The organism is [Acidovorax] ebreus TPSY (assembly GCF_000022305.1).
Classification (GTDB): domain Bacteria; phylum Pseudomonadota; class Gammaproteobacteria; order Burkholderiales; family Burkholderiaceae_C; genus Diaphorobacter; species Diaphorobacter nitroreducens.
The window spans coordinates 2,010,806-2,031,704 of the sequence record NC_011992.1 but is presented as its reverse complement, the minus strand read 5'-3'; the positions used below and the strand labels follow the sequence as shown (position 1 = coordinate 2,031,704).

The 20,899-nt window shown below is 65.6% G+C and carries 14 protein-coding genes; 6 read left to right on the top strand and 8 right to left on the bottom strand.

The annotated features are described in order from the left end of the window. Positions 1 to 46 precede the first annotated feature (46 nt). Entirely contained in the window at positions 47 to 850 is an 804-nt protein-coding gene (locus tag DTPSY_RS09550; RefSeq protein ID WP_011805090.1) for a PP2C family protein-serine/threonine phosphatase, read from the bottom strand. A 171-nt stretch (positions 851 to 1,021) separates the two neighbouring features. Here DTPSY_RS09550 and yoaA point away from each other — a divergent pair, with 171 nt between their 5' ends. After that, positions 1,022 to 3,088 (top strand): DNA repair helicase YoaA, encoded by a 2,067-nt coding sequence (gene yoaA, locus DTPSY_RS09545; RefSeq protein WP_015913420.1) that lies wholly within the window; start codon positions 1,022 to 1,024, stop codon positions 3,086 to 3,088. Here the strand turns inward: yoaA and DTPSY_RS09540 are convergent. After that, positions 3,051 to 3,848, bottom strand: a complete 798-nt coding sequence (locus tag DTPSY_RS09540) for an outer membrane protein assembly factor BamD (RefSeq protein WP_015913419.1) — start codon at positions 3,846 to 3,848, stop codon at positions 3,051 to 3,053. The genes yoaA and DTPSY_RS09540 overlap by 38 nt on opposite strands. Before the next feature lie 134 nt (positions 3,849 to 3,982). On the opposite strand from DTPSY_RS09540, the gene dnaE reads away from it, so the two are divergent. The 4 genes from dnaE (at position 3,983) to phbB (ending at position 11,339) form a co-directional block, all read left to right on the top strand. Then, positions 3,983 to 7,522 carry a DNA polymerase III subunit alpha gene (gene dnaE / locus DTPSY_RS09535; protein ID WP_015913418.1) on the top strand — a complete coding sequence of 1,180 codons (3,540 nt, stop codon included), beginning with the start codon at positions 3,983 to 3,985 and terminating at the stop codon, positions 7,520 to 7,522. Between the two features lie 77 nt (positions 7,523 to 7,599). Further along, complete coding sequence (clpS, locus tag DTPSY_RS09530) at positions 7,600 to 7,968, top strand: ATP-dependent Clp protease adapter ClpS (protein WP_015913417.1); 369 nt, start codon at positions 7,600 to 7,602, stop codon at positions 7,966 to 7,968. A 59-nt stretch (positions 7,969 to 8,027) separates the two neighbouring features. Next, positions 8,028 to 10,376, top strand: a complete 2,349-nt coding sequence (clpA, locus tag DTPSY_RS09525; RefSeq protein ID WP_011805095.1) for an ATP-dependent Clp protease ATP-binding subunit ClpA — start codon at positions 8,028 to 8,030, stop codon at positions 10,374 to 10,376. Between the two features lie 225 nt (positions 10,377 to 10,601). Beyond that, a complete protein-coding gene (gene phbB, locus DTPSY_RS09520; RefSeq protein ID WP_015913416.1) occupies positions 10,602 to 11,339 on the top strand; it encodes an acetoacetyl-CoA reductase in 738 nt (245 codons plus the stop codon). 450 nt (positions 11,340 to 11,789) lie between these two features. Here phbB and DTPSY_RS09515 read toward each other — a convergent pair whose 3' ends face one another. Genes DTPSY_RS09515 through dapC form a run of 6 tightly spaced genes read right to left on the bottom strand, consistent with a single transcriptional unit; the run spans position 11,790 to position 19,206 of the window. Further along, complete coding sequence (locus tag DTPSY_RS09515; protein WP_015913415.1) at positions 11,790 to 13,760, bottom strand: ABC-F family ATP-binding cassette domain-containing protein; 1,971 nt, start codon at positions 13,758 to 13,760, stop codon at positions 11,790 to 11,792. A 45-nt stretch (positions 13,761 to 13,805) separates the two neighbouring features. Continuing rightward, a complete protein-coding gene (prmB, locus tag DTPSY_RS09510) occupies positions 13,806 to 14,735 on the bottom strand; it encodes a 50S ribosomal protein L3 N(5)-glutamine methyltransferase (protein ID WP_015913414.1) in 930 nt (309 codons plus the stop codon). After that, the gene (gene dapE / locus DTPSY_RS09505) at positions 14,732 to 15,907 is read right to left on the bottom strand and encodes a succinyl-diaminopimelate desuccinylase (protein WP_015913413.1); all 1,176 of its coding nucleotides are present in this window, start codon (positions 15,905 to 15,907) and stop codon (positions 14,732 to 14,734) included. Before dapE ends, prmB begins: the two co-directional genes overlap by 4 nt. 43 nt (positions 15,908 to 15,950) lie before the next feature. After that, positions 15,951 to 17,114 carry a PilT/PilU family type 4a pilus ATPase gene (locus DTPSY_RS09500; RefSeq protein ID WP_011805311.1) on the bottom strand — a complete coding sequence of 388 codons (1,164 nt, stop codon included), beginning with the start codon at positions 17,112 to 17,114 and terminating at the stop codon, positions 15,951 to 15,953. Positions 17,115 to 17,170: 56 nt separating this feature from the next. Continuing rightward, entirely contained in the window at positions 17,171 to 17,995 is an 825-nt protein-coding gene (gene dapD / locus DTPSY_RS09495; protein ID WP_015913412.1) for a 2,3,4,5-tetrahydropyridine-2,6-dicarboxylate N-succinyltransferase, read from the bottom strand. Then, the gene (gene dapC / locus DTPSY_RS09490) at positions 17,992 to 19,206 is read right to left on the bottom strand and encodes a succinyldiaminopimelate transaminase (protein ID WP_015913411.1); all 1,215 of its coding nucleotides are present in this window, start codon (positions 19,204 to 19,206) and stop codon (positions 17,992 to 17,994) included. Before dapC ends, dapD begins: the two co-directional genes overlap by 4 nt. A gap of 220 nt (positions 19,207 to 19,426) precedes the next feature. Between dapC and DTPSY_RS09485 the strand changes: the two genes are divergently transcribed. After that, positions 19,427 to 20,890 (top strand): methyl-accepting chemotaxis protein, encoded by a 1,464-nt coding sequence (locus DTPSY_RS09485; RefSeq protein ID WP_015913410.1) that lies wholly within the window; start codon positions 19,427 to 19,429, stop codon positions 20,888 to 20,890. Positions 20,891 to 20,899: the final 9 nt, after the last annotated feature.

Genomic DNA, 20,899 nt, shown 5'->3' with positions numbered 1-20,899 from the left:
CCCGGTGGACGCCACGGCCCATGCGGGGCCGTCTTCCACGCGCGTTTTAGGTGGCGGGTGTGAGTTGCGCCAAGCGTGGAGGCTTCTTTTCCTCTACCAGCGTTTCGATCTTCACGATGGCGAGCGACAGGTTGTCGCCGCCCCCGCGTGCGCGCGAGCGCGCCTTGTCGATGAGGAACTCGGTGGCCTCGCGCGGCGTCAGCGAATCCAGGACCGACGCCAGTTCCGCAGGTGAGAAGTAGTGCCACACGCCGTCGCTGCAAGCCAACAGCACGTCGCCCGGCTGCATCTGCGGAATCAGGTGGGTGGTGATGGGAGGGTCGCTCTCGGTGCCCAGACAGCCGACGAGGATGTTGGAGTGGGGGTGGGTGTTGGCCTCGGCTTCCGTGATCTCGCCACGGTCCACGAGCGCCTGCACATAGGAGTGGTCGCTGGTGCGGAACACCAGCCGCCCCCCCTGAAAGTGGTAGATGCGCGAGTCCCCTGCGTGGGCCCAGTGGCAATCGCCGCGTGGGTTGATCACGAATGCCGCGATGGTGCTGTGTGGCTCCTGTTCCGCGGAAATCGCGGTGAGGCGGATCACGATGTGCGCCTCCTCCACGATGTGCTTGAGCAGGGCGGCGGCGTCGTCCGTTTCTGGCGAGTAGCGTTCAAACAACTGGCGCGCGGTGAGCATCACCTGGTCGGACGCCTTGCGTCCTCCGCTGCGGCCACCCATGCCATCGGCCACCACGCCCAGTACGCATCCATTGAAACGCGGGTGCGACAGCAGGGCGACCTGGTCTTGCTGGTACTCGCGGTCACCCTTGTGGATGCCGGTCGACGCAATGAGGCGGAACGCTTTGGTCATGGGATTGGAGCGGAGGACGAAAGGCCGCCTCGCAGTCGCGAAAGCGGGGGGAGCCGCCTATTATGATCAACTCCCGGGCCTTGTCATCGCTGGTGCGTCTGCTTGTGTTTTTAGAGCATCACGGCCGGTGCAGGGCCATTCCTTTCTGACACTTCTTTTGGCCCGCGGCGCATGTCCTTGAGCGATCTCGTCCTCCCGGTGTTTGCGCCCGACGGACCCCTGGCGCGTGTGCGGCCTGATCTGCGTTCCCGCCCGGGGCAGGCGGCCATGGCCCTCGCTGTGGCGCAGGCCATCAACGCCCGGGAGTCACTGGTGGTGGAAGCGGGAACGGGGATTGGCAAGACCTTTGCCTATTTGGTTCCCGCACTGCTGAGCGGCGAGCGTGTGCTCATTTCCACGGCCACCAAGACACTGCAGGACCAACTGTTGACGCGCGACCTGCCGCTGCTGCAGCAGGCGCTGGCGCTTCCGCTACGCGTAGCGGCCCTCAAAGGCCGGGCCAATTACCTTTGCCTTTACCGACTGGAGCAGGCGCGTCGCGACGGGGAGGGGCATGACGAAGCAGTCGCCCACGATCTGGCGTGTGTTGAGCGATGGGCCCAGTCCACGCGCAGCGGAGACCTGGCGGAGGTCCCCGGTCTGGATGAATACTCAGCCGCCTGGAGGCAGGTCACTTCGACGGTGGACAACTGCCTGGGTTCCGGGTGCCCGCGGTTGCGCCAATGCCATGTCTACCGGGCACGGCACGACGCGCAGGCGGCGGATGTGCTCATCATCAACCACCACCTTTTCTTTGCGGACCTCGGTGCGCAGGGGGCGGGGGCCGCGCAACTGCTACCAGACACCGGGGTCGTGGTGTTCGATGAAGCCCATCGGTTGGCCGAGACCGCGGCCCAGTTCCTGGGCACGCATGTCAGCACCAGCCAGCTGCTGCAACTTGGGCAGGATGTGGTGGCGGCTGGGGCGCGGCATGCGCGCGGCGCTGCGGATTGGCAGGGGTTGCTCCAGCACCTGCGCCAGTGCGCGCACGCGCTGCGCCTGGCGGTCGCTCCGGGCGAAGCTGCCGATGCAGCCGGCTCCCGCATCGCCTGGACGGGCGTCACACCCGAGGCCTTGGATGCGTCAGCCTGGGACGGTGCGCTGGAGGGGGTGGTGGCGGCACTCCGCGCGGTGCTGGCCGCACTGGACGGCGTGGCGCAGCACGCTCCCGATCTGGCCCACCTGCACAGCCGGACGGTTGCGTTGCTGGAGCGTGTACTGCATTTCTGTTCCTCTGCGGAAGCTGGCACGGTGCGCTGGGTTGAATCTGCAGGCGCGTTGCGCATGGTGGAAACACCCCTGGATGTGGCCGGCGCCCTGCGCACGCTATGGAAGGGAAAGCCCCCCACGGAGGGCGCCTGGGACGAGAGCGACGAACCGCCTGCCGCGTCCGCACCGCGTTCGTGGATCTATACCTCCGCCACGCTGGGCGATGGCAAGGACCTGCGCTGGTTCACCGATGCCTGTGGTTTGGAGGGTGCTCGTACCCTGCAGGTGCCTAGCCCCTTCGACTACGCGCGGCAGGCGGCGCTGTATGTGCCACCCGCACTCCCGCTGCCTTCCGACGCGGGGCACAGCGTTCAGCTTGCGCGCTGGGTGGGTGATGCCGTAGCACGGCTTGGCGGGCATACGCTGGTGTTGACCACCAGTCTGCGGGCGCTTGCGGTGATCGCGGATGAGCTATGCCGCCGGTTCGCGCCCGGCGGCGGCATCGAGGTGCTGGTGCAGGGACATGCCTCACGGTCGCGCATGGTGGAGCGCTTTCGTGCCCAGCTTGACGCGAGCGGCCGGCCGGCGGGCCATGTGCTCGTGGGGGCGGCGTCGTTCTGGGAGGGGATCGACGTGCCGGGCGAGGCCCTGCAGATGGTGGTGATCGACAAGCTGCCATTCCCCGCTCCGGGTGACCCGTGGGAGCAGGCGCAGGCACGGCGGCTGGCGGACCAGGGTGGCAACGTGTTCCGCAGACACGCCCTGCCATCGGCGGCAGTGGCGCTCAAGCAGGGGGCCGGCCGGCTGATCCGCAACGAGAACGACCACGGCATACTGGTCATCGCCGACACACGTCTGTTGCACAAGGGCTATGGCAAGCCTCTGCTGCGGGCATTGCCCCCCATGCGGAGGCTGCATACGCAGGAAGAGTTCGGCGCGGCGCTGGATGCCCTTACCAGAACTTCCACCAGGGGTTCGCCTTCGCCTTGAATCCCGTCTGCGGCAGGCTGCTCTGAGGATAGGAAGCATCCATCACGCGGCGGGTGTCGTCACGCAGTTGCGTGAGTCCCAGCGCGTCGTACGACCGAACCAGGATGTACAGAGCCTCTTCCGTCGCTGGAACATCCTTGTAGTCGGCAACGGCACTCTGCGCGCGGCTCACGGCGGCCACGTACGCGCCGCGTTCATAGTAGTAGCGCGCCACGTGTACCTCGTACTGCGCCAGCGAGTTGACGATGTAGGTCATGCGCTGGCGGGCGTCGGGCGTGTAGCGCGACTCGGGGAAGCGGGTCACCAGTTCGCGGAAGGACTCGAACGAGTCCTTGGCAGCCTTCTGGTCGCGCTCCGACAGGTCCTGGCGCGAGAGCCACGAGAACAGGCCCAGGTTGTCGTTGAAGTTCACCAAGCCTTTGAGGTACAGCGCATAGTCGTACGCTGGGCTGGCGGGGTGCAGTTTCATGAAGCGGTCCAGCGTGGCAATAGCCTGCGCCTTCTCGCCGCCCTTGTATTGCGCGTAGGCCTTTTCCAACTGGGCCTGTTGTGCCAACGGCGTGCCGGCGGCGCGTCCTTCCAGCTTTTCCAGCAGCGGCACGGCTTTGTCGTAAGAGCCGCCATTGAGCTCGTCGCGTGCTTCCGAATAAATCTTGTCGGTGCTCCAGCCAGCGGTCTTGTCTTCAGGCGTGCTGGAGCAGGCAGCCAGCAGGCCGGCGGCGAGCAGGGCAGAAATCAAAGGCAGGGGAAAACGCGGCATGGCGGCAGCTCTTGGATTAAGGGTATGCGACGGCGGCGGCACCTCCATGGAGCGGCCGCATTGCGCCATTGTAAGGATGCTGCGCGCGGGGCCCTGAGCAAGCATGGGACATGCCCGCGTTCCTACAATGCCGCATGTTTGTCCACTTGCGCTTGCACACTGAATTTTCCGTCGTGGACGGAACCACCCGTATCGACGAGGTCGTCAAGGCGGCGGCGAAAGACGGCCAGCCCGCCCTGGCGATCACGGATCTGAACAACCTGTTCGGCGCGATCAAGTTTTACAAGGAAGGCCGGGGCAAGGGCGTCAAGCCCATCCTGGGCGCCGAAATCTACCTGGAGGGCGAAGCGGCAGGCGCACCCTCGCGCATGGTGCTGCTGGTGCAGAACCGCACCGGGTATCTGAACCTCTCCGAACTGCTGGCCCGCGCGTGGACGCGCAACATCGTCAGGAACCAGGCGCTGTGCACCTGGGAGTGGCTGCAGGAATTGGGCGACGGCCTGATAGCCCTCGCTGGAGCGCAGGCCGGTCCCGTGGGGCAGGCGCTCATGAAGGGCGATGACGCCGGAGCTGCGCAGCTGGCGCTGCGTCTGGCGGGCATCTTCCCGCACCGCTTCTACCTGGAGGTCCAGCGCGCCGGACGCCCTGACGACGAAGCCCATGTCACCGCGGCGGTACAGCTTGCCGCGCGCCTGGCCCTGCCGGTGGTAGCCACCCACCCGGTGCAGTTCGCAACGCCGGACGATTACGAGGCGCACGAGGCGCGCGTGTGCATTGCCGAGGGCGAGATCTTGGCGAATCCGCGGCGCGTGCGCCGTTTCACGCGCGAGCAGTATTTCAAGAGCAGTGCCGAGATGGAAGCGCTGTTCGCCGACGTACCCAGCGCCCTCGCCAACACCGTGGAGGTGGCCAAGCGCTGCAATGTGTCGCTGGTGCTGGGCAAGCCGCAACTGCCGAACTTCCCCATTCCGGGTGGGATGACGATGGAGCAGTACTTCCGCCACGCGTCCCACGAGGGCCTGGAGGAGCGGCTGCTGCACCTGTACCCGGACACCGCCGAGCGCGACCGCCAGCGCCCCCGCTACCAGGAGCGGCTGGAGTTTGAACTGGGCACGATCCTGAAGATGGGCTTTCCCGGCTACTTCCTCATCGTGGGTGACTTCATCCAGTGGGCCAAGAAGAACGGCTGCCCGGTGGGCCCCGGGCGCGGCTCGGGTGCGGGCTCGCTCGTGGCCTATGCGCTCAAGATCACGGATCTGGATCCGCTGCAATACAACCTGCTGTTCGAGCGCTTCCTGAACCCCGAGCGGGTGTCCATGCCCGACTTCGACATCGATTTTTGCCAGGCCAACCGCGACCGCGTGATCGACTATGTGAAGGACAAGTACGGCAAGGAGGCCGTGAGCCAGATCGCCACGTTCGGCACGATGGCGGCCAAGGCTGCCATCCGCGACGTGGGGCGGGTGATGGATATGAGCTACACGTTCTGTGACGGTATCTCGAAGCTGGTGCCCGGCAAACCCGGCCAGACCTATACGCTGGCCTACCCGCCAGAGCCCAAGAAGGAAGGGGACAAGAACAACTACGCCCTGGAGTTGGAACCCATCCTGTACGAGCGCGTGCGCAAGGAGGAGGACGTGCGCACCATCATCGAGATGGCGCAAAAGCTCGAAGGGATGACGCGCAATATTGGCATGCACGCCGGCGGCGTGCTGATCGCGCCGGGCAAACTGACCGATTTCTGCCCGCTGTACCAGCAGCCAGGCAGCGAATCGGCGGTGAGCCAGTACGACAAGGACGACGTGGAGGCCATCGGCCTGGTGAAATTCGACTTCCTGGGCTTGGCGACGCTGACCATCCTGGAAATCGCGCGTGAGTTCATCATGCAGCGTCACAAAGGGCAGGAAAACTTCGCGTTCGAGAACATTCCCCTGGACGATGCTGCGACCTACAAACTGTTCTCGGACGGCAAGACAGAAGCCGTGTTCCAGTTTGAAAGCCGGGGCATGCAAGGCATGCTCAAGGAAGCGCGCCCAAGCAGGCTGGAAGACCTAATCGCCTTGAATGCCCTGTACCGGCCCGGCCCCATGGACCTGATTCCCAGCTTCGTGAACCGCAAGCACGGCAAGGAGGTGGTGGAGTACCCGCATCCGCTGGTGGAGCCCGTGCTGGCCGAGACCTACGGCATCATGGTCTACCAGGAGCAGGTGATGCAGACGGCGCAGGTGCTGGGTGGTTACTCGCTCGGCGGCGCCGACATGCTGCGCCGCGCCATGGGCAAGAAAAAGGCCGAGGAAATGGCCGAGCACCGTGCCATCTTCCGCAAGGGTGCAGCCGAAAAGGGTATCAGTCAGGACAAGGCCGACGAGGTCTTCGACCTGATGGAAAAGTTTGCGGGTTACGGCTTCAACAAGTCGCACGCCGCCGCCTATTCGCTGCTGGCCTACCACACCGGGTGGCTCAAGGTGCACTACACGGCGGAGTTTTACTGCGCCAATATGACCGTGGAAATGGACGACACCGACAAGCTCAAGGTGCTCTATGAAGATGCGGTCAAACATTTCGGCATGACCTTCGAGCCGCCGGACATCAACCGCGGCAATTACCGCTTCGAGCCGGTGACGGACAAGGTCATCCGCTATGGCCTGGGCGCAGTCAAGGGCACGGGACAGCAGGCGATCGAGGCCATCATCGCTGCACGCGAAGGGCAGGGCGTGGGCCCACAGGGCGCAACCCGGGGGCCTTTCAAGAGCTTGTTTGACTTTTGCGTACGCGTGGACCGCACGCGCGTCAACAAGCGCACGGTGGAGGCGCTCATCAAGGCGGGCGCCTTCGATGCCCTGCAGCTCAACCGTGCCGCGCTCGTGGCATCCCTCGATCGGGCGTTCGAGTTTGCCAATGCGCAGATCGCCAACGCCAACCAAGGCGGGCTGTTCGACATGATGGGCGATGACGCCATCGGCTCCAGCACGCAGGAGCCTGATCTGGTGGATGTGATGCCCTGGGGCATCAAGGAACGGCTGATGCAGGAGAAGACCGCGGTGGGCTTCTACCTCTCGGGCCACCTGTTCGATGAAGTGCACCAGGAAGTGCGCCGCTTCGTGCGCACTGCTATCGACGAATTGGTGGACAGCCGCGAGACGCAGGTGGTCGCCGGCATCGTGAGTGACTACCGCGTCATCAACGGGCAGCGCGGCAGGCTGGCGTTGTTCAAGCTGGACGACAAGTCGGGCGTCATCGAGGCTTCCGCCGACGAAGGGCTGATCAATGCGAACGCCGGCCTGCTCAAGGACGATGAATTCGTAGTGGTGAGTGGTCGGCTGCAGTTGGACCACTTCAGCGGAGGCCTGCGCATGAAGGTGCAGCAGGTCTGGGATTTGGCGGGTGCGCGGGCACGCTATGGGCGCTATCTGCAGGTGTGCCTGGGGCAGCAGTTGCCAGACATCGGGGCGCTGGTGCGTGACTATCCTCCGCAACGGGAGGAAACCGAGCACGGCGAGGTGCTTACCCATGGCCTGCGCGTGCGCATGCAGTTGCGCTGCACAGCGGCGGCTGGCGCGGCCACGGCCGAGGTGCAGTTGGGAGAGGCCAGCCGGTTCTTTCCCAGCGATGCTGCGCTGGCCGCGTGGAGCGCTCAGGCGGGCAGCGGTGCTGTGAATGTGGTCTATGAGTAGGACTGTGATCAGCGCTTGAAAAAAGCCTGCGCGGCACCATGTGCGGTCTGCTCAGGTGCCGCATCGGCCTCGCTAGAATGAAATTCATGGCAACCACCCCCCCAATCCCCGCGCCGGTGCCGGCTCCCACCCCTCCGTCCTGGGACGAGGGTGGTTCGGTCGTGCTGGAGCGGCGTACACAGAAGACCCAGCCGCCCCAGATGTATCAGGTGGTCATGCTCAACGACGACTACACCCCCATGGAGTTCGTCGTCGTCGTGTTGCAGGAGTTCTTCAACAAGGACCGCGAGGCCGCCACGCAGATCATGCTGAAGATCCATCTGGACGGCAAAGGCGTGTGTGGCGTGTATACGCGCGATGTCGCCGCTACCAAGGTGGACCAGGTGCTGGAAGCGGCGCACAAGGCGGGCCACCCCCTGCAATGTTTGAGTGAGCCCGTTGAATAAGGGGGCATTGCTCCCGATCTACAGTCATCCCTAACACGCAAGCACAAAGGAGTTCTCACATGATTGCCCAGGAACTGGAAGTCAGCTTGCACATGGCCTTTGTCGAGGCCCGCCAGCAACGCCACGAGTTCATCACCGTGGAACATCTGCTGCTGGCACTGCTCGATAACCCCAGCGCGGCCGAGGTGCTGCGTTCATGCGCTGCCAACATCGACGATCTGCGCGCATCGCTGACCAACTTCATCAAGGACAACACCCCTCAGGTCGCCGGTACCGACGAGGTGGACACACAACCCACGCTGGGCTTCCAGCGGGTGATTCAACGCGCCATCATGCACGTGCAGTCCACGGGCAACGGCAAGAAGGAAGTCACGGGCGCCAACGTGCTTGTGGCCATCTTCGGCGAAAAGGACTCCCATGCCGTGTACTACCTGCACCAGCAGGGCGTGACGCGCCTGGACGTGGTGAACTACATCGCCCACGGCATCAAGAAGGGCGAGCCGCCGGAGCCCGCCAAGGCCGAGGGCCAGGCCGACGGGGAAGAGGGCGCGCAAGGCGAGCGCAGTGAAAAAGCGTCGCCCCTGGAGCAGTACACCCAGAACCTGAACCAGGCGGCCAAGGACGGCAAGATCGACCCCCTGATCGGCCGCAACTACGAGGTCGAGCGCACGATCCAGATACTGTGCCGCCGCCGCAAGAACAACCCGCTGCTGGTGGGTGAGGCCGGTGTGGGCAAGACCGCGATTGCCGAGGGCCTGGCCTGGCGCATCACGCAGAACGACGTGCCCGAGATCCTGGCCGAGGCCACGGTGTATTCGCTGGACATGGGCGCGCTGCTGGCGGGCACCAAATACCGCGGCGACTTCGAGCAGCGCCTCAAGGGCGTCTTGAAGAGCCTGAAAGACAAGCCCAACGCCATCCTGTTCATCGACGAGATCCACACGCTGATCGGTGCGGGCGCGGCGTCGGGCGGGACACTGGATGCGTCCAACCTGCTGAAGCCTGCGCTGTCCAGCGGGCAGCTCAAGTGCATCGGCGCGACTACCTTCACCGAATACCGCGGCATCTTCGAAAAGGACGCGGCGCTGTCGCGGCGCTTCCAGAAGGTGGACGTGGTCGAGCCAACGGTACAGGAGACCATCGACATCCTCAAGGGACTCAAGAGCCGCTTCGAGGAGCACCACAGCGTGAAGTACGCCGCCGCCGCCTTGCAGGCCGCGGCCGAGCTGAGTGCCAAGTACATCAATGACCGCCACCTGCCCGACAAGGCCATCGACGTGATCGACGAGGCTGGCGCAGCGCAGCGCATCCTGACGCCGTCCAAGCGCAAGAAGACCATCGGCAAGGCCGAGATCGAGGAGATCGTGGCAAAGATCGCCCGCATTCCGCCTGCCAACGTGTCCAATGACGACCGCGGCAAGCTGCAGACGCTTGAGCGCGACCTCAAGAGCGTGGTTTTCGGCCAGGACAAGGCGCTGGAGGTGCTCGCCGCCGCCGTCAAGATGGCACGCTCGGGACTGGGCAAGGCGGACAAGCCTATCGGCTCCTTCCTGTTCTCGGGCCCCACAGGCGTGGGCAAAACCGAGGCCGCCAAGCAGCTCGCCTACATCATGGGTGTGGACCTGATCCGCTTCGACATGTCGGAGTACATGGAGCGCCACGCCGTGAGCCGCCTCATCGGTGCGCCTCCGGGCTACGTGGGCTTCGACCAGGGTGGTTTGCTGACCGAGGCCATCACCAAGAAGCCGCACGCCGTGCTGCTGCTCGACGAAATCGAGAAGGCACACCCGGACATCTTCAACGTGCTGCTGCAGGTCATGGACCACGGTACGCTGACGGACAACAACGGGCGCAAGGCCGACTTCCGCAACGTCATCATCATCATGACGACGAACGCGGGCGCCGAGACCATGAACAAGGCCGCTATCGGCTTCACGAATCCGCGCCAGGCGGGCGACGAGATGGGCGACATCAAGCGCCTGTTCACGCCCGAGTTCCGCAATCGCCTGGATGCCATCGTGAGCTTCAAGCCGCTGGATGAGCAGATCATCCTGCGCGTGGTGGACAAGTTCCTGCTGCAGCTCGAGCAGCAGCTCGCCGAGAAGAAGGTGGAAGTTACCTTTACCGACGCGCTGCGCAAGCACTTGGCCAAGAAGGGCTTTGATCCGCTCATGGGCGCGCGCCCCATGCAGCGCTTGATCCAGGACACTATCCGCAAGGCGCTGGCGGATGAGCTGCTCTTCGGTCGTCTGACCGAAGGCGGGCGTCTGACGGTGGACATTGAGCTCAAGACGGACGACAAGGGCGTGGAGACTTCCGAGGTGCTGCTGGATATCCAGCCGGTGCCCAAGAAGGAGCGCGGAGCCAAGTCCGAACCGGCAGAGCCCGAAGAAGCCACCGCCGACTGATTCCGGCACCGCCTCAGTTCTTCGACCAACCCGCAGCCTGCGCTGCGGGTTTTTTTCGCGGACGATATCAACGGTCGTCTACGACGCGTAAAAAGGTAATCATGCCCTATTTTTGCGCCGCAACAATAATGCCGGGGCGCAGTGTTTTCCTCCTCGGTATTGTCGTAATTCTTGGGTAGAGTGGTCACTGATCTGATTCACTTTTGACACATCCAAGGAGCACACATGAGCCAGAAAGTTGCGTACGTCACCGGGGGTATGGGGGGCATCGGCACGGCCATCTGTCAGCGTCTGCACCGGGACGGGTTCAAGGTCATCGCCGGGTGCGGCCCCACGCGCGACTACAACAAGTGGCTGGGCGAGCAAAAGGCGCTGGGCTATACGTTTTACGCGTCGGTCGGGAACGTGGGCAACTGGGAGTCCACGGTGGAGGCCTTCACCCAGGCCAAGGCCGAGCATGGCAGCGTGGATGTGTTGGTGAACAACGCCGGCATCACACGCGACCGCATGTTCCTCAAGATGTCGCGCGAGGACTGGGACGCTGTCATCGAAACCAACCTCAACAGCATGTTCAACGTGACCAAGCAGGTCGTTGCAGACATGGTGGACAAGGGCTGGGGCCGCATCATCAACATCAGCAGCGTGAACGGCGAGAAAGGCCAGGCCGGCCAGACCAACTACTCGGCGGCGAAGGCGGGCATGCACGGTTTTTCGATGGCGCTGGCGCAGGAACTGGCCACCAAGGGCGTGACGGTGAATACCGTGAGCCCCGGCTACATCGGCACCGACATGGTCAAGGCGATCCGCCCGGATGTGCTGGAAAAGATCGTCGCCACCGTGCCCGTGAAGCGCCTGGGCGAGCCCAGCGAGATCGCGTCCATCATTTCGTGGCTGGCCTCCGAAGAGGGCGGCTATGCCACCGGGGCGGATTTCTCGGTCAACGGCGGCCTGCACATGGGCTGACCTAGCGGCAGCTGGAAAAGGCTGCCTTGAAATGCAAAAGGAACGTGGCGGCACGTTCCTTTTTTTGTCTCCACCCTGAAGTGGGCGGTGTGAATCGGGGCCGGTAGCTCCCGGCGGGCCATGGCAGTGGCTGGGAATTGCGCAGTGCGGCGATTCCTCCAACGAACGGCCTTCAGAACAGGCCGAGTGGACGCTTACAGGCGGGCCGGGGCGCGCTTGCGGTCACGTTCGTCTTCGGGCCAGGCAGAGAGGATTGCAGTCATGGTCATAGGGAAAACTCCTTAGATGTACCCACAACGCGGCCCCCTGGGGGGGCGTTGACAGTGCGCTGCAAAAAAATGCAACCCCGGGATATCCCCAGAATTTACTCCTGAAAAAGGAGCTGTCTGCGCTTTATGCGTAAGGCTTGGAGGCTGTTTTTATACAGATACCAAAAATACCTGTGTCCCCTCAGCGCGCCAGTTCCTCCAGCGCTGAGGAAACATCCAGCCACTTTTCCTCAAGGGCTGTCACCTCTTCGGCGCAGTCCTTGAGCCTCCGCCCGCATTCCGCGATCTCCGCGGGGGGCAACGGCTGCATGAGCCGTTCTTCCAACTGCGCTTTTTCCCGGTTCAGGGCTTCCAGGCGCTGGTCGATTTTTTCAAGCTCTCGCTTGAGGGGGCGGGTTTTCTCGGCCAACTGTTGGCGGGCCTGGGCTTCCTGGCGGCGCTGCTCGCGTGCGTCGCGCTGGGGAGGGGCGGCAGTGGCGGTTGGGGGCGCGGCCTCGGCAACGACCGCCTGCTCGGCTGCGCGGGCCAGTTCGCGCAGGCGCTTGGACTCCTCAAGCAGGTAGCGCTGGTAATCGTCCAGATCGCCGTCGAAGGGCGCCACGGCACCCCGGCCCACCAGCCAGAACTCATCGCACACGGCGCGCAGCAGCGCCCGGTCGTGGCTGACCAGCATCACCGTGCCCTCGAACTCGTTGAGCGCCATGGACAACGCCTCGCGCGTGGCCAGGTCCAGGTGATTGGTGGGCTCGTCCAGCAGCAACAGGTTGGGACGCTGCCAGACGATCATGGCCAGCACCAGGCGGGCCTTCTCCCCGCCGCTCATGGTGCCCACGGCCTGGTGCACCATGTCGCCGCTGAAGTTGAAGCTGCCCAGGAAGTTGCGCAGGTCCTGTTCGCGGCTGGGTTCCTGGGCCTGGGCACCCAGTTCGCGCGCCAGGCGCACCATGTGCTCCAGCGGGTTATCGCCGGGACGCAGCACGTCCAGCTCCTGCTGCGCGAAGTAGCCGATCGACAGGCCCTTGCCCTCGGTCAGGGTGCCGGAGAGCGGCGCCATGGTGCGGGCGATGGTCTTGACCAGCGTGGACTTGCCCTGGCCGTTGGCGCCCAAAATGCCGATGCGCTGGCCGGCCAGTACCGAGCGGTTCACGTGGCGCAGGATGGTGGTCTCGCTGCCATCCTCGGCGCGATAACCGAAGGACGCGTCGGTGATGGCCAGCATCGGGTTGGGCAGGTTGGCCGGCTCCTTGAACTCGAAGGTGAAGTCGGCCGAGGCCAGCACGGGGGCGATCTTCTCCATGCGCTCCAGCGCCTTCACGCGGCTTTGTGCCTGTTTGGCCTTGGTGGCCTTGGCCTTGAACCGATCGATGAATTTCTGCAGGTGCGCGATCTTGTCCTGCTGGCGCTCATAGGCCGACTGCTGCAGTTCCAGCTGCTGGGCGCGCAGCTCCTCGAACTTGCTGTAGTTGCCGCCGTAGCGGGTCAGGCGCGCGTTATCGATGTGCAGCGTGACCTGGGTCACGGCGTCGAGGAATTCGCGGTCGTGGCTGATGACGACCAAGGTACCGTTGTAGCGCTGCAGCCAGGCTTCCAGCCATACCAGCGCGTCCAGGTCCAAGTGGTTGGTGGGCTCGTCCAGCAGCAGCAGGTCGCTGGGGCACATCAGCGCGCGCGCCAGTTGCAGGCGCATGCGCCAACCGCCGGAGAAGCTGTTGACCGGGCGCTCCAGCTCCGCCACCTGAAAGCCCAGCCCCAGGATGAGCGCCTGCGCGCGTGCGGTCGCGTCGTGCGCACCGGCGTCTGCCAGGTCGGAGTGCGCCTGGGCGATGGCCATGCCATCACCCGCCTGCTCGGCCGTGTGCAGCGCCTGGCGCAGCTCCGTCAGGCGAGTGTCGCCATCCAACACGAAGGCGGTGGCAGACTCGTCCGTCTCTGGCATGTTTTGCGCCACCTGGGCCATGCGCCAGGCCGCGGGCAGGACGAAGTCACCGCCGTCTTCGTGCAGCGAACCATTGAGCAGCGCAAACAGCGTGGACTTGCCAGCGCCGTTACGCCCGACCAGGCCGACATGCTCCCCGGGGTTGATGGTGACGGAGACACCGTCGAGCAATACCTTGGCGCTGCGGCGCAGCGTGACGTTCTTCAGGGTGATCATGGGTCAAACCAATGGACGGGGCGGGGGCCGGCCGGGCCGGCGCCGTCACTTTGCGGGAGCGAGTGGGAGCAGGGCCTGGCGCGTGAGCAGCAGCACCTGGTCGCTGCCGGCGCTGGTCTCCAGCCAGAACACGGGCAGGTCGGGAAAGGCGGTCTCGAAGTGTTCGCGTTCGTTGCCGATCTCCAGCACCAGCACGGCGTCTTCGCTCATGCGCGCCGGGGCGTCGGCCAACAGCTGGCGAATGAAGTCCATGCCGTCCCGGCCGCCCCGCATATTGCCGGACAGGGCCAGCTCGGGCTCGGCCCGGTACTCGGGCGGCAGCTGGGCCATGCTGGCGGCGTTGACGTAGGGCGGGTTGCACAGGATCAGGTCCCAGGGGCCGGGCAGGGCGGCCAGGCCGTCGGACTCGACCAGCGTGATGCGCTCCTGCAGCCCGTGCCGCTCCACGTTGATGCGGGCCACGGCCAGCGCGTCGGGCGAGAGGTCGGCGCCCGTCACCTGCACGTCGGGATACGCCATGGCGGCCAGCACGGCCAGGCTGCCGTTGCCGGTGCACAGGTCGAGCACGTGGCGCGTCTGGTCGCTGAGCCAGTCGTCGATGCTGCCGTCGGCCAGCAGTTCGGCAATGAAGCTGCGCGGCACGATGGCGCGCTCGTCCACGTAGAACGGCACGCCCTGCAACCAGGCCTCGCGCGTGAGGTAGGCAGCCGGTTTGCGCGTGGCGATGCGTTCTTCAAAAAGCGTAGCTACCAGCGCTTGATGGGCGGGCGTTACGGGCCGATTTGCCACTGAACCTTCGACCCCCTCGTCGAGCACGCTGTCCAGCGGCAGCCCCAGGCGCCACAGCACCAGCCAGGCGGCCTCGTCCTGCGCGTTGGCGGTGCCGTGGCCGAAGGCCACGCCGGCCTGTGTGAGGCGCGCGGCGCCGCTGGCGACCAGCGCCCCGATGGTGTCGCCCTGGACTGCCGCGGTCATGCGCCCGCCAGTGCGTTGAGGTGGTCGAGCGTGCGGCGGTAGATGTTCTTGAGCGGCTCGATGTCGACCAAGCGCACGTTCTCGTCGATCTTGTGGATGCTGGCGTTGGGCGGGCCCAGCTCGATCACCTGGGGGCAAATCTGTGCAATGAAGCGCCCGTCGCTGGTGCCGCCGGTGGTGGACAGCTCGGTTTCCAGACCGGTCTCGGCGCGGATGGCTTGCTGCACCGCCTGCACCAGTTCGCCCGGCGTGGTCAGGAAGGGCTGGCCGCCCAGCGTCCAGGTCAGGTCGTATTCCAGTCCGTGGCGGTCCAATACCGCATGCACGCGCTGCTGCAGCCCTTCGGCGGTCGATTCGGTGCTGAAGCGGAAGTTGAAGTCGATCACCACCTGGCCGGGGATCACGTTGGTCGCGCCGGTGCCGCCGTGGATGTTGCTCATCTGCCAGCTGGTCGGCGGAAAGAAGGCGTTGCCCTCATCCCACACGGTGGCGGCGAGCTCGGTGAGCGCGGGCACGGCCTGATGGATGGGGTTGCGCGCCAGCTGCGGGTAGGCGATGTGGCCCTGCACCCCCCGCACGGTGAGCCGCCCGGACAGCGTGCCGCGGCGGCCGTTCTTGATCATGTCGCCGGTCTGCTCGACCGAGGTGGGTTCGCCCACGATGCACCAGTCCAGCCGCTCCCCGCGCGCGCGCAGCTGCTCAATGACCACCTTGGTACCGTCCACCGAGGGGCCTTCCTCGTCGCTGGTCAGCAGCAGCGCGATATCCAGGCGCGGGTCGGGCGTGGCGGCCAGGAACTCCTCGACCGCGACGACGAATGCGGCGATCGAGGCCTTCATGTCACTCGCGCCGCGGCCGTACAGGCGGCCGTCCCGGTGTGTGGGGGTGAACGGCGGGCTGCTCCACTGCTCCACGGGGCCCGTGGGCACCACGTCGGTGTGGCCGGCAAATACTACTGTTTTGGTAGCTGCTTGCGCTTGTCCAGAGCGCGCTGCAGTGCGTTTTGACCACAAATTGCTGACGCGGAAGTTCTCGGGCCCGCTGTCCAGTCGTTCGCAGGCAAAGCCCAAGGGAGCGAGGCGCCGGGCCAGCAGGTCCAGGCAGCCCGCGTCGTCGGGCGTGACGGAGGGGTGGGCGATGAGCTGTTCGGTCAGTAGCAGGGTGGGGGACATGGGTACAGGCGGCGCACTGCCGTGCAGCGGCCGCGAAACGGGCTCAGGCGGGCTTGACGTCCAGCACGATCTCGGTGAACGAGGGGGCATCGTCCTCGGACTGCTGGCCGGCATCGTTGACGGCGCGCGCCGACTTCGCGGCAGCCGAGAAGTCGTTTTGCAGGCGCCACATAAGGTTGGTGGGGGAGTCGGCGTAGGCCAGGCCTTCCTTGCGGTCGATCTTGCCCTCCAGGATCAGGTGTGCCAGCGCTTCCTCGAAGGTCTGCGAGCCTTCGGCCATGGATTTTTCCATGGCCTCGCGGATCCCCGAGAAGTCGCCCTTTTCCACCAGCTCGGCCACCAGCTTGGTGTTGAGCATGACCTCCGCCGCGGGCACGCGCTCGCCGGTCGTGGTGCGCACCAGGCGCTGCGAGATGATGGCCTTGAGCGCGGACGCCAGGTCGCCCAGCATCGTGGGGCGCACCTCCACGGGGTAGAACGACAGGATGCGGTTGAGGGCGTGGTAGCTGTTGTTGCCGTGCAGCGTGGCCAGGCACAGGTGGCCCGACTGGGCGTAGGCGATGGCGGCGGACATGGTCTCGCGGTCACGGATTTCGCCGATCAGGATCACGTCGGGCGCCTGTCGCAGCGCGTTCTTGAGCGCGGTCTGCAGCGACTGGGTGTCGCTGCCGATCTCCCGCTGGTTGACGATGGACTTCTTGTTCTTGAACTGGTATTCGACCGGGTCCTCCACCGTGAGGATGTGGCCGGTCATGGACTCGTTGCGCGCGTCCAGCATCGCCGCCAGCGTCGTGCTCTTGCCCGAGCCCGTGGCGCCCACGAGCAGGATCAGGCCGCGCTTTTCCATGATCAGCTCGCTGAGCACCGGCGGCAGGTGCAGCGTGGACAACTGCGGGATGTTCTGCGTGATGAAGCGGATCACCACCGCATAGGTGCCGCGCTGGCGCATCGCGCTGACGCGAAAGCGCCCTACGCCGGTGAGCGGCACACCCATGTTGAGCTCACCGGTCTCTTCCAGCTCTTCGATGCGGTCGGGGGGGACGATCTCGGACAGCAGGTTCTTGGGCGCGTCGGGCGGCAGGATCTGGCTGTTGATCGGCACGCATTCGCCGTTGATCTTGATCAGCGCCGGTGCGTTGGCCGACAGGTAGACATCGGATGCCTTCTTGTCGGCCATCAGGCGCAGAATCCGCTCCATCGTGCTCATGCTGGTTCCCTCTCAGTGCTGGTTATGTATGCGTGCAGTGCCGGTGCGGCGTAGCTTCAGTCGCGCAGCAGGTCGTTCAGGCTGGTGGTGGAGCGGGTCTTGGCGTCCACCTTCTTGACGATGATGGCCGCGTACATGCTGTAGCGGCCGCCGTCCTTGGGTAGGTTGCCGCTGACCACCACCGAGCCAGCGGGCACGCGGCCGTAGGTGGTCTCGCCCGTGGTGCGGTCGTAGATCGGCGTGCTCTGACCGATGTACACGCCCATGCTGATGACCGAGTTCTCTTCGACGATCACGCCCTCGACGACTTCGGAGCGCGCGCCGATGAAGCAGTTGTCCTCGATGATGGTCGGGTTGGCCTGCAGGGGCTCGAGCACGCCGCCCAGCCCCACGCCGCCGGACAGGTGCACGTTCTTTCCGACCTGCGCGCACGAGCCCACGGTGGCCCAGGTGTCCACCATGGTGCCTTCGTCCACATAGGCGCCGATGTTCACGTAGCTGGGCATCAGGATCGCGCCCTTGGCGATGAAGCTGCCGCGGCGCGCCACGGCCGGCGGCACCACGCGCACGCCGGTGGCGGCCATCTCGTCGGCGGACAGGTGGGCGAACTTGGTGGGCACCTTGTCGAAGAAGCCCAGGTCGCCGGCCTTCATGAGCTCGTTGTCCTTCAGGCGGAACGACAGCAGCACGGCCTTCTTGATCCACTGGTGCACGGTCCACTGGCCCACGCCCTCGCGCGTGGCCACGCGCAGCCTGCCGTTGTTGAGTTCGGCGATCACATGCTCGACGGCATCCACCACTTCCTTGGGCGCGGCGGAGGGCGAGAGGCTGGCGCGGTTGTCCCAGGCGTTGTCGATCAGGGTCTGCAATTGTTGGGTCATGGATGGAATAACGTACGGGATTGGATGAATTGCACGATGCGCGAGGCCGCTTCGGCGCATTCCGCGGTCTCGGCCACAAGGGCCATGCGCAAGCGCTGGGCGCCGGGGTTGGCGCCACCGGAATCGCGGGCGAGATAGCTGCCCGGCAATACCGTGACATTGTATTGAGCCAGCAGGGCCTGGGCGAACTCCGCATCGCTCATGCCCAGGGCGTCGGGCACCTTGGCCCAGAGGTAGAAACCCGCGTCGGGCAGGCGCACGTCCATCACCTCGGCGAGCATGGGCGTGACCTGGGCGAACTTCTGGCGGTAAAGGGCACGGTTTTCTTCCACGTGCACCTCATCGTTCCAGGCAGCCACGCTGGCGGCCTGCACGGCGGGCCCCATGGCACTGCCGTGGTAGGTGCGGTACAGCAAAAACGCCTTGATGAGTGCCGCGTCGCCCGCCACGAAGCCGCTGCGCAGGCCCGGCACGTTGCTGCGCTTGGACAGGCTGGTGAAGGCGATCAGGTTGCGGTAGTCGCTGCGTCCGAGCTTGGCTGCAGCCTCCAGGCCGCCCAGTGGTGGCTCGTCGCGGAAGTAGATTTCGCTGTAGCACTCATCCGAGGCGATCACGAAACCGTAACGGTCGCTCAGCGCGAAGAGCTTCTCCCACTCGGGCAGGGGCATCACGGCGCCCGTGGGGTTGCCGGGCGAGCACACGAAGAGCAGTTGCGTGCGCTGCCATACCTCCTCGGGCACGCTGTCCCAGTCCACGGCAAAGTTGCGCGCTGGATCGCTCGGGGCGTAGTACGGCGTGGCGCCGGCCAGCAGCGTGGCGCCTTCATAGATTTGGTAGAACGGGTTGGGGCACACCACGGTGGCGCCTGCGCGGGTGGGGTCCACCACGGTTTGCGCGAATGCGAACAACGCCTCGCGCGAACCGTTCACCGGCAGCACCTGCGTGGCGGGGTTGACGGGAATATGGTAGCGCCGCTGCATCCAGCCGGCACAGGCTTCGCGCAGGCTGGGGTCACCGGCGGTGGAGGGGTAGCTGGCCAGGCCTGCCAGGTTGGCGGCCAGGGCCTCCTGGATGAACGGCGGCGTTGCATGGCGTGGCTCGCCGATGCCCAGGCTGATGGCGCGGTGTGCGGCCGAGGGCGTCACCCCCGCAAAAAGCTGTCGCAGCCGCTCGAACGGATAGGGCTGCAGTAGGGAGAGCAGGGGATTCATAGGGGGGCGATTATCAGGGATGCGGCCGGGCGCCACAGGGCGCGGCCCCGCCACCCGTTCCCAAAAACAACTACAGGGTTTGATCGCTCTACACAGCCGTAAAATTTGGTTACAAACGGCATCAATTCATCAGTGCGACGCGCCAGGGCGCACATTTCAGCCATCGAGGGGGACAAAAGCGATGACGGTTTCATTCATTCTGCGACCTGGCGTAGGGCTCATGCGGCGCCTGCGTTTCTCGGCCAAGCTGGCCCTGTTGGGAGGCGTGGCCGTGTTGGCACTGCTGGCCGTGGCGGGGGTGCAGGGGTGGGGGCCGCGCGCCACGTGGGCCGTGTGTGGCGTGGCGGTGCTGGCCACCGCCTATCTGGCCACGGCTTTCCAGGCCAGTGTGGCGGGCGACCTGCGGCGGCTGGGCGGCGTCATGGAGCGCACGGCGCAGGGCGACCTGTGCAGCCGGGCCGAAGTGCGCGGCCGCGATGAACTGGCGCACATGGGCGAGCAACTCAACCGCATGGTGTACACGCTCTCGTCGATGGTGGCCGACATTCGCAGCAACGCGGCGCTGGTGGCGCACGCGGGTCAAAGCCTGGCGGCGGACAACCGCGAACTGGCCGACCGCACCGAGCAACAGGCCGCCAGCCTGGAGCAAACCGCGGCCAGCGTGGAGGAGCTGTCTTCCGCCGTGAACAACAACGCGCAGGCGGCTAGCGTGGCCGATCAGCGCGCCGGCGAGGTGCGCCAAGCCGCTGAGGCGGGCACCCAGGCGATGGCGCGGGCGGTGGAGGCGGTGCAGGGCATCCAGAACGATGCCCGTCGCATGGGCGAGATCATCCAGGTGATCGACGGCATCGCCTTCCAAACCAACATCCTGGCGCTGAATGCCGCCGTGGAAGCGGCACGCGCGGGCGAGCAGGGCCGGGGTTTTGCCGTGGTGGCGGCCGAGGTGCGCACGCTGGCGGGCCGCTCGGCCGAGGCGGCGCGCGAGATCCGCGACCTCATTGGCACGTCCGTGCGGCAGGTGGAGGGCAGCGCGGGGCTGATCCGCACCGCCGGTGAGGGCATTGCGGCCATGGCGCAAGGCATCCGTGGCGTGGCCGGGCATGTGAGCGAAATCTCCCACTCGGTCAATGAACAGGGCACGGGTCTGCGCGAGATCAGCACCGCGGTGCAGCAACTGGACCAGATCACGCAGCGCAATGCCCAGATGGTGAGCGATGCCCTGCGCGAGGCACAGGCGCTGGAGAGCCGGGCGTCCACCCTGTCCCGGGCGGTGTTGGCGTTTCGCCTGCAGCAGGGTACGGCCGAGGAGGCCGTGGCCCTGGTGCAGCGCGCTGCGGCCGTGCAGCGCGGCCTGCCGCGCGACGCCTTTCTTCGCACGTTGACCGACCCCGCACAGCCCTACCACGACCGCGACATGTACGTGTTCGCGCTCGATGCGGGCGGCACCTACCTGGCCTTTGGCGGCAATCCCGCCAAAGTGGGAACGCGGGTGCAGGACATTCCCGGTATTGCCGGGGATGCGCTGGTCAGCGCCATCGTGGCCCAGGCCGAACGCGCGCCGGGCTGGGTGGAATACGACATCACCAATCCGGCCACGGGCGCGGTGCAAACCAAGATGTCCTACGTGCAGCGCGCGGGAGATGTCTATCTGGGCTGTGGCGTCTACAAGTCGCTCGCGGCCTGATGCGGCAGG